This is a genomic window from Isoptericola sp. NPDC060257, assembly GCF_042726645.1.
GTDB lineage: Bacteria > Actinomycetota > Actinomycetes > Actinomycetales > Cellulomonadaceae > Isoptericola > Isoptericola nanjingensis.
The window spans coordinates 1-11,539 of record NZ_JBHXAW010000128.1 but is presented as its reverse complement, the minus strand read 5'-3'; the positions used below and the strand labels follow the sequence as shown (position 1 = coordinate 11,539).

Here is an 11,539-nt window from a genome sequence, read left to right as displayed (position 1 = left end):
CCTCGACGGTGCGGAGCACCTGCCCGGAGGTCATGCCGACCGCGCGCGCGCCGTCGACGACGCGCCGGTCGACGGCCTCGATGCCGGCGTAGGCGCCGGCCAAGATCGGTGGGATCGCCAGCAGCACGAACGCCGTCGTCGACGCCGCGACCTTGTGCGTGACCCCGAGGACCAGCACGAGCAGCAGCACCAACCCGAACGACGGCACGGCGCGGGCGGCGCCGGACAGGGCGACCGCGACCTCGCGGCCGCGACCCGTGTGGCCGATGAGCCAGCCGGCGGGCACGGCGAGCAGCGCGGCCAGGAGCACGGAGACGAACGTGAAGGCCAGGTGCGTGCCGATCGCCTCGGAGAGCGGCAGCGCCCCGGACGCGCGGTCGGGGGAGAAGATCCACGCGATGGCGTCCCCGAAAAGGTTCATGCGGCCGCCCTCCGTCGCGTCCAGGGCAGCAGGACCCGCCCGAGCAGCACCAGGAGCCAGTCGACGAGCAGGGCCACGACCACCACCGCGACGACGCCCGCGAGGATCTCGGCGACGATCTGGCGCTGGTACCCGTTCGTGAACAGGTAGCCGAGGTTGTCGATGCCGATGAGGATGCCGACGGTGGCCAGGGAGATCGTCGACACCGCCGTGACCCGCAGCCCGGCGAGCACGACGGGCCCGGCCAGCGGCAGGTCGACCTGCCAGAAGCGGCGCCAGGGGCCGTAGCCGACGGCGACGGCCGCCTGTCGCACGGTGGGCTCGACGGAGGCGAGGGCGTCGGCGACGAAGCGGGTCATGATCGCGATCGCGTAGATCGTCAGGGCGATGATCAGGTTGACCTCGGACAGGAAGCTGATGCCGAGCAGAGGCGGCAGCAGCGCGAACAGGGCGAGCGACGGGATCGTGTACAGCAGCCCGACCAGCGTGAGCACCAGCCCGCGGGTGAGGCGGAAGCGGAACGCGAGCCAGCCCGCCGGGATCGAGACCAGGAGCCCCAGCAGGATCGGCAGGGCGCTCTGGCGCAGGTGCTCGACGGTGAGCCGACCGATGAGGTCGAGGTTGTCGGCGACCCAGGTCACGGGGCGTCCTCCACCAGCACGCCCTGGGTGCGGCCGGTGGTGTCGACGAGCACCGTGCCGCGGTCGGTCTCCTTCGTGTGCAGCGCCCGCGTCCCGCGCTCGACGCCGATGAAGCTGGCGACGAAGTCGCTTGCGGGCGCCTCGATGATCTCGCTCGGGCTGCCCGCCTGGGCGACCTGGGCCCCGGTCTCGAGGATGACGACCTGGTCGCCCAGCAGGAACGCCTCGTCGATGTCGTGGGTGACGAAGACGATCGTCTTGTTCAGCTCCTGCTGCAGGCGCAGGGTCTCGGTCTGCAGCTCCGCGCGCACGATGGGGTCGACGGCGCCGAACGGCTCGTCCATGAGCAGGATGTTGGGGTCGGCCGCGAGGGCGCGCGCCACGCCCACGCGCTGCTGCTGACCGCCCGAGAGCTGGCTCGGGTACCGCTCGGCGAGCGAGCGGTCGAGGCCGACCACGTCGAGCACCTCCAGGGCCCGGTCCCGGGCCCGGGCCTTCGGCGTGCCCTCCAGGCGCAGCACCGTCATGACGTTGTCGAGCACCCGGTGGTGGGGGAGCAGACCGCCGTTCTGCAGCACGTACCCGATGCTGCGCCGCAGCTTCACCGGGTCGCGGTCGAGTACCGAGGTGCCGTCGATCGCGACCGTCCCCGCGGTGGGGTCCACCATCCGGTTGATCATGCGCAGCAGAGTCGTCTTGCCGCTGCCGGACGAGCCGACGAGCACCGTCGTGCGGTGCGGCGGCACCACGAGGTCGAAGTCCGCGACCGCCACCGTGCCGTCGGGGTACGTCTTGGTGACCGACCGGAACTCGATCATGGGCGGCGCCTCCGTCCTGGTTCGGAGGAGCACGGACGCGGGCCGACGTGCTCCGACGCCCTAGCCGACCACATCCCCGCCCTCGACGCGAGGGAGCGGGCCGGTCATGTCGCGGATCGGGGCCTTTCGGTCGTCTCGGGCGCGGTCTCGACGACGTCCCCCGCCCGGCCGAGACGCAGCAGGGCGGGGACGGCGACCATGAGGACGACCAGACAGGCGACCAACGCCAGGCTGGCGCCGAGCGCGGTGTGCGGCACGCCGACGCGCTCGGCGACGGCGCCGATCACGAGCGTCGCGGCGGGCATGACGCCGATGACGAGCTCCTGCAGGCCGAGCGCGCGACCGTGCACCGCGGGCTCGGTGACCATGAGCAGCAGGGTGGTCTGCAGCACGCCGAACGCCGCGCTGGCCAGCCCGATGACGCCCATGAGCACGAACGCGGGGCCGGGCGAGGCGGCCAGCGAGAACGCCGCCCAGGCCAGCCCCCACACGGTCGTGCCGAGGACGAACAGCGCGCCCTTGGACCGGAAGTCGCCCAGCGCGGCGATGACGAGCGAGCCCACGAGGCCGCCCACGCCGGCGCACGTCAGCAGCGCACCCAGGCCTGCGGCGTCCAGCCCGAACGACTCGGCGGCGAAGACCGGCATGAACGACTGGAACACCGGCCACAGGAAGATGTTCGCGGCCAGGGTGACCAGCAGGACGGCGACGGCGAGCCGGTTCCCGGCGAGGGCGCGGAAGCCGCCCGCCACCATGGCGAGCACCGAGATCGAGGCGTGGCCGCCCGGGCCGGTGCGCGTGCGCAGGCGCCGCAGCGGCAGCAGGAGCAGCAGGGACGCCACGTACCAGGCGGTCGAGACCCACAGGGCCGCGGGCGCGCCGATCGCGGCGATCATGCCGCCCCCCAGCGCCGGCCCGATCACCTGCGTCATGTTCATCGCCATCGAGTTCAGCGCGTTCGCGTTCGAGAGGTTCTCGCGGCCCACGAGGTCGAGGACCAGCGACATCCTGGCCGGCTGGGAGGGGGACTGCGCGATGCCGATGGCGAAGCCTCCCGCGACGAGCGCCCAGTACGGCAGCAGGTCGGCGGTCGCGAGGGCGGCGACCACGGCCACGGCGCCGGTGGCCCAGGCGCAGGCGACGAGCAGGAGCCGGATGCGGTCGTAGCGGTCGGCGAGCGCCCCCGCGACGGGGCCGAGCAGCATGGGCGCCAGGCGTGCCGCCGTGTAGACCGCGACGAGGAGCTCGGACCCGGTGAGCTCGAAGGCGAGCCAGCCGAGTACCAGGGTCTGCGTCCAGACGCCGCCGAAGAAGAAGAGGTTCGACGCCCACAGGAGCTGGAAGGGGCGGTTGCCCCGCAGGGAGGAGAACGCGCCGGAGGGTCCGCCCGGTCGGGCGAGGGCGGCCTGTCGTGCCACGGCGGCGGTGTCTCCTTCGGGTCGCGGGGGACCGCTCCCGCGGCCGCGACGATGGTATACCGGGATGGCGCCGCCGCGGTCAGGGGCGCGGGGTGCGCCGCGCCGCGGCGAGCAGGAGCTCGCGGACGCCGGGCCGGTCGACGTCCTCCTCCGTGCGGAACGCGACGTGCCGCGCCCGTCGGCCCGCGCCCTCCAGCAGCCCGTGCGGGTCGTCGTCGACGAGCGCGGCGCCGCGGGCGAGCACGAGGTTCACGTGCCGCCGGTAGGGCGCCACCGCCGCGACCAACCCCACGTACGTGCCGGGCCGGTAGGTGTACCCGAGAAGGCGGGCGGACGGGTCCGGCTCCTCGACGGCGTCGGGCAGCACCTCCGCCACGAGGGCGCGGAGCCGCTCCGTGACGGCGCGCACCGGGGGAGCGAGGCCGTCGAGCACGGCGGCGACGTCGCCCTGGTCGTCCCGCCCGTCCTCGCCCATGACGCCGACGCTAGCGTCCGGGCTCCGCGCACGCCGGATCCTCGCCCGGGACGACGAGAGGCCCCGCCGCGTCCGACCGGACGCTGCGGGGCCTCTCGTGGTGGGGTGGCTAACCGGGCTTGAACCGGCGACCTCCTGGACCACAACCAGGCGCTCTACCGACTGAGCTATAGCCACCACGGCCCTGTGACTGCGACAGATGCCGAAGCACCGGGCCGTCGAAAAGTGTACATGCTCCGCGGGGCGGTTCAGGCCTCCGTGCGGTGCCGGGTGACCGACGTCTCGCTGACGCGCTCGGCGACCGCGCGCGCCGTCTTCGTGTCGGGCCCCGGCTGGGGCACGAACAGCGCCTCGCGGTAGTAGCGGAGCTCGTCGATGCTCTCCAGGATGTCCGCGAGCGCGCGGTGGCCGCCGTCCTTCTTGGGCGAGGCGAAGTACACGCGCGGGTACCAGCGCCGGGCGAGCTCCTTGATCGACGACACGTCGACGATCCGGTAGTGCAGGTGCCCCACCAGTTCGGGCATGTCGCGGTCGAGGAACATCTTGTCCGTGCCGACGGAGTTGCCGGCCAGCGGTGCCTTGCCCGGGTCGGGCACCCACTCGCGCACGTAGTCGAGCACGGCGTGCTCGGCGTCGGCGAGGGTCATGCCGCCGGAGAGCTCCTCGATGAGGCCGGACGTGGTGTGCATGTCGCGGACGAAGTCGTTCATCTGCTCGACCGCTTCCGCGGGAGGCGCGATGACCACGTCCACCCCCTCGCCGAGCACGTTCAGCTCGGAGTCCGTGACCACGGCGGCGACCTCGACCAGCGCGTCCGCGCGCAGGTCCAGGCCGGTCATCTCGCAGTCGATCCACACGATGCGTTCGTTCGGGTTCGCGGGGCTCACGGGGTCAGCCTACGGTCCGCGTGACCAGGAGCGGCCCGGGGAACGGGCGGGGACATGACGAGGGCCCCGCTGCTCCGGAACGTTCGGGGAACGGTCCGGGCCGCGGGGCCCTCGTGGCGGTGTCGTCGCCGGGTCGGTACCCGGCGGGCGCTCGCCCGGCGGGTGTCATGCGGTCAGCCAGTCGAACAGCCAGCGGGCGACGCTGGTGCGCTGTCGACGGGCGTGCGGCTGCCGGCGCAGCTTGCGCTGCTGCTGCAGTCGGTGGACGGTACGTTCGCGCTCGGCCTCCTCGAGGCGCTCGCGCTGGATGACCTGCACGAGAAGCAGGTTCTCCGGGGGAAACATGGTGATGGTGTCCTTCGTGACGTGGGGTCGTCGGTCCGGGCCAGGGACCACCCGTGCGACCGGTGTAGGACCGGCCGCGCGTCACCGCGGTGCATGGACGAGTCTGCCGGGACGGTGTCGGCCGGCGCACGGTTTTTTCCCAGGTTGCGAGGTCGAGAGCGTGCTGGGCAGCGGCCGCTGGCATCTGAGGTGTGTGCGGCCGGGCGGATACGATGAGCCCCGCGCCTCCATAGCTCAATGGATAGAGCAACGGCCTTCTAATCCGTAGGTTGCAGGTTCGAGTCCTGCTGGGGGCACCTTCGATCGTCTTCAGGGCCGGGGCATCGCCGCCGCGTCGGCGTGGTCGACCAGCTCGCGGCCCTCGCGACGGATCCGCTCGGAGCCCCACACGCCGAGAGGGGCGAGGGCGTCGTTGAGCGCGCGGCCGTGCTCGGTGAGGGCGTACTCGACGCGGGGCGGCACCTCGGCGTAGACGGTGCGCACCACGAGGGCGTCGGCCTCCATCTCCCGCAGGTGCTGGGTGAGCATCTTCTCGCTCACGCCCGGCAGGCCGCGGCGCAGCTCGGCGAACCGGCGCACGCCGTGCTCCTCGAGCTCCCAGAGGATGAGGCCCTTCCACTTGCCGCTGACGACGTCGAGCGCGGCGTCGATGCCGCAGACGTAGGGGCCGCGCCGGGTGCTGACGGTCATGGTGCTCCTCGGTCGGGGTACTTCCCTCAAGGTAAGTACCGCAGTTATGAGTGCGTACTTCTCAGCGTCTCCGTACCCCCAGAGCATGGAGGCACAGCGGCATCACCACAAGGCACGACGCACCAGAGGAGCACCGCGCATGACTGCACAGCACGCACCGGTCACCGTGATCGGCCTCGGCCCGATGGGCCAGGCGATGGTCCGCAGCCTGCTGGCCGGAGGCCGCCCGGTCACCGTCTGGAACCGCACGCCGTCGCGTGCCGACGGCGTGGTGGCGGACGGCGCCGTCCTCGCCGCGAACCCGCGCGCGGCGCTCGAGGCGGCGGACCTGGTCATCCTCAGCCTCACCGACTACGCCGCCATGGACGGGATCCTCGACGGCGCGACCGACGCGCTCGACGGACGCACGCTGGTCAACCTCAGCTCGGACACCCCGGACCGCACCCGCGAGGCCGCGGCGTGGGCGTCGGCGCACGGCGCCGGCTTCCTCACCGGCGGCGTGATGAGCCCGGCACCGACGGTCGGCACGCCGGACGCCTACGTCTACTACAGCGGTCCGCAGGAGTTGCTCGAGCGGCACCGCGACGTCCTCGCGCTGATCGGGGAGCCCCGCTACGTCGGCGCGGACCCCGGCCTGGCGCAGCTCATGTACCAGGCGCAGCTCGACGTCTTCCTCACCGGGCTGTCCGCCCTGATGCACGCGACCGCCCTCGTGGGGAGCGCCGGTATCCCGGCGCGCGACTTCCTTCCCGAGGCGCTGACCACGCTCGCGGACATCCCCGCGATGCTCGCGGCCGGGGACGGCACGCCGGAGGGCGTCGGCGAGCAGATCGACGCGGGGCGGCACCCCGGCGACCTGAGCACGGCGACCATGATGGGCGCCACCGCCGACCACCTGGTCGCCGCCAGCGCGGCGGCCGGGATCGACGTCGGCCTGCCGCGCGCGGTGCGGGAGCACTACCGCCGGGCGATCGACGCCGGCCACGGCGGCGACGGCTGGACGCGCATCGTCGACGGCATCCGGGACCCGCGATGAGCGCCGGGACGCCCGGGGGCGCCGAGGTCGCCCTGCTCGGGCTGGGCGAGATGGGGCGGGCGCTGGCCGGCGCGCTGCTGGACGTCGGCCACGACGTCGCGGTCTGGAACCGCACCCCCGGCCGCGACGTCGACCTGGTGGCGCGCGGCGCCCGACGGGCCGCGAGCGCCCGGGGCGCCGTGCTCGCGGCGCCGACCGTCGTCGTGTGCCTGGACGACCACGCGTCGGTCCACGAGGCCCTCGACCCGCTCGCCGCGGACCTGCGGGGCCGCGCCGTCGTCAACCTCACCACCACCACGCCGTCCGAGGCCCGCGAGCTCGCCGCCTGGGCGGAGGAGCGCGGGGTGCGGTACCTCGACGGCGCGATCATGGCGACCCCGCCGATGATCGGCGCGCCGGGAGCCACGATCCTCTACAGCGGCGACGAGGGCGTGTTCGACGAGACCCGGGCCGTGCTGGACCGGTGGGCCGGCAGCACGTTCGAGGACGCGGACCCGGGCCGGGCGTCGCTGCTGGACCTCGCGATGCTCTCGGGGATGTACGTGATGTTCATGGCGTTCCTGCACGGCGCCGCGATGGTGGGAGCCGACGGTGTCGACGCCGGGAGCTACGCGCGGCGGGCGGCGCCGTTCCTCGCGGCGATGACCGAGTACTTCGTGCTCGACGCCGAGGCGGTCGACCGCGGCGACTACTCCGACCCGGTGCAGAGCCTGGACTGGTCCGACCTCGGGCACCTGGTGCGCGCGAGCGAGGAGCAGGGCGTGGACCCGGCGCCGATCGCCATGGTGGAGGCGCTGCGTCGGCGCCAGGTGGACGCCGGGCACGGGGCGGACGGCTTCGCGCGCATCTACGAGAGCCTGCGCCGCCGCTGAACCCGCGGGCGACCGGCGCGCGCGTTTGGCACGGAACGCGCCAACGGGAAGGATGTGCCCGTGACACCTTCCCTGGAGACCCGTGCCTCGCGCCGCGCCGCGAGCAGGAAGGACGCCGGGGCGGGCGAGGAGATCGGCGTCACCGTCCACGACGTCGCCCGCGACCTGCGTCGCGACGTCGCGGCGGTCGAGCTCCCCCTCCCGATCGACGGGGCCGAGGATGCCGCGGCGTCCCGCGACCGGTTGCTCGCCCAGCTCGACGAGCACCTGCTGCCGCGCCTCAAGGAGCTGTCGTCGCCGGCCGTCGTCGTCGTCGCGGGCTCGACCGGCGCGGGCAAGTCCACGCTGTACAACTCGCTGCTGGGGGAGGCCGTCTCCGAGGCGGGCGTCCTGCGCCCCACCACGCGCGAGCCGGTCCTCGCCCACCACCCGGCCGACGCCGACGTCATGGCGGCCGGGCCCGTCACGGAGCTGTCGCGCGTGGTGCAGCACGAGGGCGTGCCGCGCGGGACGGCCCTGCTGGACGCGCCGGACCTCGACTCGTTCGTGCAGCAGAACCGTTCGACCGCGCAGCAGCTGCTCGAGGCCGCCGACCTGTGGCTCTTCGTCACCACGGCCGCACGCTACGGCGACGCGCTGCCGTGGCAGGCGCTGGCCCGCGCCACGGAGCGCGGGGCGTCGGTGGCGATGGTGCTCAACCGGGTGCCGAAGGAGACGCTGACGACGGTCCGCGGCGACCTGCTGCAGCGCCTGCGCGAGCACGGCATGACCGACGTCCCGCTGTTCGTGGTCCCCGACGTCGGCCCGCACGAGGGCCTGCTCGACCCGTCGGTCGTGCAGCCGGTGCGGCGCTGGCTGACGATGCTGGCCGGGCCGGACCGCTCGCGGGCCGTCGTCGTGCGCACCCTCAAGGGCGCGCTGGGCGCGCTGCCCGGCTGGGTCACGTCGCTCGCGGACGCGATCGACGCGCAGCAGGAGGCCGTGCACGTGCTGCGCCGCCGGGTCACGGAGGAGATCCCTGCGGCGGAGCAGCTCGCCCGCGACGCGGTCGCGGCCGGGGTCGTCGCCGGGGCGTCGGTCGAGGCGCGGTGGCGGGAGCTGTCCGGCGCCGTCGGAGTCGACCGCGTCAAGGTCCGCGGCGACCGCGCGCGCAGCACGCGCCGCGCCGGCCGCGCGCGCGAGGCCGCGCTGGAGGGGCTCCGGTCCGACGTCGTCGACGCCGCGTCGCGCACCCTGGCGGCGTCGGGGGCCCGGGTCGAGGAGCGGCTGCGCGCCGTCCTCGCCGGGCCGGGCGCGCCCGCCGGCGGCGAGGCCGTCGCGCCCGACGGCGCGGCCCGCACCGCGGCGCGCGAGGCCGACGTGCCGGGGCGGGTGGCGCAGTGGGCCGACCGGGCCGACGCCCTCGTCGGGGAGCTCACCGGCGACGCCGCGTCGGGCGCCCGCGTCGAGGCCGCCGTCAAGGCGTTCGGGGCGCGCGGGCTCGCCACGCTGTTCCTCGCCTCCGCCGCGGGCAGCGGCGACGCCGACCGCCTGCTGGAGCGCGTCCTGGGGGACCTGGCCGCGGCGCCCGTCGCGACCCTGCGCGACGACCTCGGTGACCGCGCGGCCGCCGTCGTCGACGCCGAGGTGCAGGCCGTGCTGGACGACCTCGGTCCGTCCGAACCCGCCGACGACGCGGCCGCGGGGCTGCGCGTCCGGCTCGCCGAGCTCAGGAGGCTGACATGACCGAGAGCCCGTCCCACGACGCGACGCTGCGCGCCCGCACCGAGGACCTCGCGCAGGCGCTCGAGATCGCCGGGCCCCGGCTCGACGACGCCACGTCGCAGCGCGTGTCGGCCGCGGTCGAGGGGGTGCGGGAGCGGCTCGCGCTCGGCGTCGACCACACGGTGGTGGCGTTCGCCGGGGGCACGGGTTCGGGCAAGTCCAGCCTGTTCAACAAGGTGTCGCGGCTGAGCTTCGCCGACGTCGGCGTGAAGCGGCCGACGACGGCGCGCGTGACGGCCTGCTCGTGGTCGGACGACGCGGAGTCGCTGCTCGACTGGGTGGGCGTGGACCGCGAGCGCCGCATCACCCAGGGCGGCGAGCTCGACGGCGAGGACGAGGAGAAGCTCGCCGGGCTGGTGCTGCTCGACCTGCCGGACCACGACTCCGTCGAGCCGGCGCACCGCGAGGTCGTGGACCGCGTGCTGCCGCTCGTGGACCTGCTGGTCTGGGTCGTGGACCCGCAGAAGTACGCGGACGACGCCCTGCACTCGGGGTACCTGCGCGAGTCCGTGGGCTCCGAGTCGTCGATGGTGGTGCTGCTCAACCAGGTGGACACCGTGCCGGACGCGCAGCGGGAGAACCTGCTGGCCGACCTGGCGCGACTGCTCGAGGACGACGGCCTGACCGGCGTGTACGTGCAGGGGGTGTCCGCGAAGACGGGCGAGGGGATCGACCGGGTCCGCGGGCTGCTGGAGGAGGCGTGCGCGCGACGGTCGGTCGCGGCGGGCCGCGCGGCCGCCGAGCTGGACGTCGCGGCGCGGCTGCTGCTGGCCCAGACGCCGGCGGAGGTGCCGTGGCAGATGGGGCCCGCGGTCGAGCGTGAGCTGGACGCCCTGGTGACCGCGACCGGGCTCGACGCGGTCGCGAGCCAGGTGGGCAACGCGGTGCGCAACGGCTACGGGCGGCCCGAGGTGCCGCCGCCGGACCGCGACGCCGTCGCGCTCTCGCGGGCCCGCTGGCTGACCCGCGCGGGCGCCTCGTTGCGGCCGGGGTGGCAGCGCTCGCTCGCGTCGTCGGTGGCGGGAGCGGACCAGCTGCGCACGTCGGTGGCGGGCGCGCTGCGCGGCATCGCGCTCGACACGCGGGGGCCGTCGGCGGCCCGGACGCTGCGCCGCACGGCATGGGTGCTCGGCGCCGTCGCGGTGGTGGCGGCGGTCGTGGGGGTCCTCGCCCTCACGGGCGTGCTCGACGTCGCCTCGCCCTGGCCGGCCGTCGTGCTGGCGCTGGCCGGCGTCGCGGCCGTGGCCGCCGTGGTGGTGGCACTCGCGGGCACGGCCTCGCGGAGGGCGCTGGCACGCAGGCGCGAGCAGGCCGTGGCGTCCGCGGGCCGGGCGGCGCTCGAGCGGGTGCTGTCCGAGGGGCTCGGCGAGCCGACGCAGAAGTTGCTCCACGAGCACCGGCGCGTGCGCGAGCTGGCGCAGGCGGCGACCGAGCTCCCGACGTCGCTGCCGCTCACCGGGTCCCTGAGGCTGCCCACAGGCTCCGAGCTGACGCCGTCGTCCACAGCCACGCCGAAGACGGGGGCGCACCGGGCCTCGGGCGACTGATCCTGGGGGCCCGCCGGCGCCTGCCGGCGGCGGACCCAGGAGGAGCGCATGAACGAGGTCAGCATCACGGTGAACGGGTTCGTCGGGACGAAGCCGACGCTGCACCGGTCCGACGGCGGCGTCGAGTGGACCACGTTCCGCGTGGCGAGCACGCGGCGGCTGCGCGACCCCCGCAGCGGCGAGTGGTCCGACGGCCAGACGCTGTGGTTCACGGTGAAGTCCTTCCGTACCGGCGCCCGCCACGTGGCGGAGTCGCTGGCGCAGGGCGACCCCGTGGTCGTCACCGGCAGGCTGTCCACGGAGGAGTGGACCGACAAGGAGGGCAAGGACCGCTGGCAGCTCGTGATCGACGCGCACGGCGTGGGCCCGGACGTCACCCGCGGGCTGGCGCGGTTCACGCGCGTGGTCGACCGGGCGGACGCCGAGGACCTGCCGGAGCCCGAGCCCGAGCCGGTGCCGGTCGGCGTGTGAGGCCCGAGGTCGCGTAGGCTGGTGGACCGGCCGCCATGCCGGTCCTCCAGCCTGCCCGCTGGAGCCTCGAACCTCTCGGACCCGATCCCTCGGGTTCGCCGCGCGATCGAACGGTGGAAGCAGAGCCAGTGGCTGAGTTCATCTACTCCATGTA

The 11,539-nt window shown here is 74.6% G+C and carries 13 protein-coding genes and 2 tRNA genes; 6 read left to right on the top strand and 9 right to left on the bottom strand.

The features are described 5' to 3' along the window. The 8 genes from ACFWEK_RS12100 to ACFWEK_RS12065 all read right to left on the bottom strand — a co-directional run. Window positions 1-421, bottom strand: a 421-nt coding sequence (locus ACFWEK_RS12100) for an ABC transporter permease subunit (protein WP_430554204.1), incomplete at its 3' end; no start/stop codon positions are given. Further along, window positions 418-1,062 carry an ABC transporter permease gene (locus tag ACFWEK_RS12095; protein ID WP_430546921.1) on the bottom strand — a complete coding sequence of 215 codons (645 nt, stop codon included), beginning with the start codon at window positions 1,060-1,062 and terminating at the stop codon, window positions 418-420. The genes ACFWEK_RS12095 and ACFWEK_RS12100, both read right to left, overlap by 4 nt. Beyond that, the gene (locus tag ACFWEK_RS12090) at window positions 1,059-1,880 is read right to left on the bottom strand and encodes an ABC transporter ATP-binding protein (RefSeq protein WP_430546922.1); all 822 of its coding nucleotides are present in this window, start codon (window positions 1,878-1,880) and stop codon (window positions 1,059-1,061) included. The genes ACFWEK_RS12095 and ACFWEK_RS12090 overlap by 4 nt, the downstream gene beginning before the upstream one ends. A 104-nt stretch (window positions 1,881-1,984) precedes the next feature. After that, the gene (locus ACFWEK_RS12085) at window positions 1,985-3,298 is read right to left on the bottom strand and encodes an MFS transporter (RefSeq protein ID WP_430554203.1); all 1,314 of its coding nucleotides are present in this window, start codon (window positions 3,296-3,298) and stop codon (window positions 1,985-1,987) included. 79 nt (window positions 3,299-3,377) lie between these two features. Next, on the bottom strand, window positions 3,378-3,773 hold the full coding sequence (locus ACFWEK_RS12080; protein ID WP_430546924.1) for a DUF1801 domain-containing protein: 396 nt from the start codon (window positions 3,771-3,773) through the stop codon (window positions 3,378-3,380). A 101-nt stretch (window positions 3,774-3,874) separates the two neighbouring features. Then, window positions 3,875-3,950, bottom strand: a tRNA-His gene (locus ACFWEK_RS12075). A gap of 71 nt (window positions 3,951-4,021) precedes the next feature. Next, window positions 4,022-4,660, bottom strand: a complete 639-nt coding sequence (gene orn, locus ACFWEK_RS12070; RefSeq protein WP_430546925.1) for an oligoribonuclease — start codon at window positions 4,658-4,660, stop codon at window positions 4,022-4,024. Window positions 4,661-4,825: 165 nt separating this feature from the next. Then, window positions 4,826-5,005: a hypothetical protein gene (locus ACFWEK_RS12065; protein WP_430546926.1), complete on the bottom strand. Its 180-nt coding sequence runs from the start codon at window positions 5,003-5,005 to the stop codon at window positions 4,826-4,828. A gap of 223 nt (window positions 5,006-5,228) precedes the next feature. Here ACFWEK_RS12065 and ACFWEK_RS12060 point away from each other — a divergent pair. Then, a tRNA-Arg gene (locus ACFWEK_RS12060) sits at window positions 5,229-5,301 on the top strand. A 13-nt stretch (window positions 5,302-5,314) separates the two neighbouring features. Here ACFWEK_RS12060 and ACFWEK_RS12055 read toward each other — a convergent pair. Then, window positions 5,315-5,695 carry a winged helix-turn-helix transcriptional regulator gene (locus tag ACFWEK_RS12055; protein WP_430554202.1) on the bottom strand — a complete coding sequence of 127 codons (381 nt, stop codon included), beginning with the start codon at window positions 5,693-5,695 and terminating at the stop codon, window positions 5,315-5,317. Between ACFWEK_RS12055 and ACFWEK_RS12050 the strand changes: the two genes are divergently transcribed. The 5 genes from ACFWEK_RS12050 to ACFWEK_RS12030 are packed head-to-tail and all read left to right on the top strand — an operon-like array spanning window position 5,694 to window position 11,385. After that, window positions 5,694-6,731: an NAD(P)-dependent oxidoreductase gene (locus ACFWEK_RS12050; protein ID WP_430554201.1), complete on the top strand. Its 1,038-nt coding sequence runs from the start codon at window positions 5,694-5,696 to the stop codon at window positions 6,729-6,731. The two genes, ACFWEK_RS12055 and ACFWEK_RS12050, sit on opposite strands and share 2 nt — an antisense overlap. Beyond that, window positions 6,728-7,603, top strand: coding sequence for an NAD(P)-dependent oxidoreductase (locus ACFWEK_RS12045; protein WP_430554200.1), 876 nt, complete (start codon window positions 6,728-6,730; stop codon window positions 7,601-7,603). Before ACFWEK_RS12050 ends, ACFWEK_RS12045 begins: the two co-directional genes overlap by 4 nt. Before the next feature lie 60 nt (window positions 7,604-7,663). Beyond that, window positions 7,664-9,328 (top strand): GTPase, encoded by a 1,665-nt coding sequence (locus ACFWEK_RS12040; protein ID WP_430546930.1) that lies wholly within the window; start codon window positions 7,664-7,666, stop codon window positions 9,326-9,328. Further along, the gene (locus tag ACFWEK_RS12035) at window positions 9,325-10,914 is read left to right on the top strand and encodes a GTPase (protein ID WP_430554199.1); all 1,590 of its coding nucleotides are present in this window, start codon (window positions 9,325-9,327) and stop codon (window positions 10,912-10,914) included. Before ACFWEK_RS12040 ends, ACFWEK_RS12035 begins: the two co-directional genes overlap by 4 nt. 48 nt (window positions 10,915-10,962) lie before the next feature. Next, window positions 10,963-11,385, top strand: a complete 423-nt coding sequence (locus tag ACFWEK_RS12030; protein WP_430554198.1) for a single-stranded DNA-binding protein — start codon at window positions 10,963-10,965, stop codon at window positions 11,383-11,385. The last annotated feature ends 154 nt before the right edge of the window (window positions 11,386-11,539 follow it).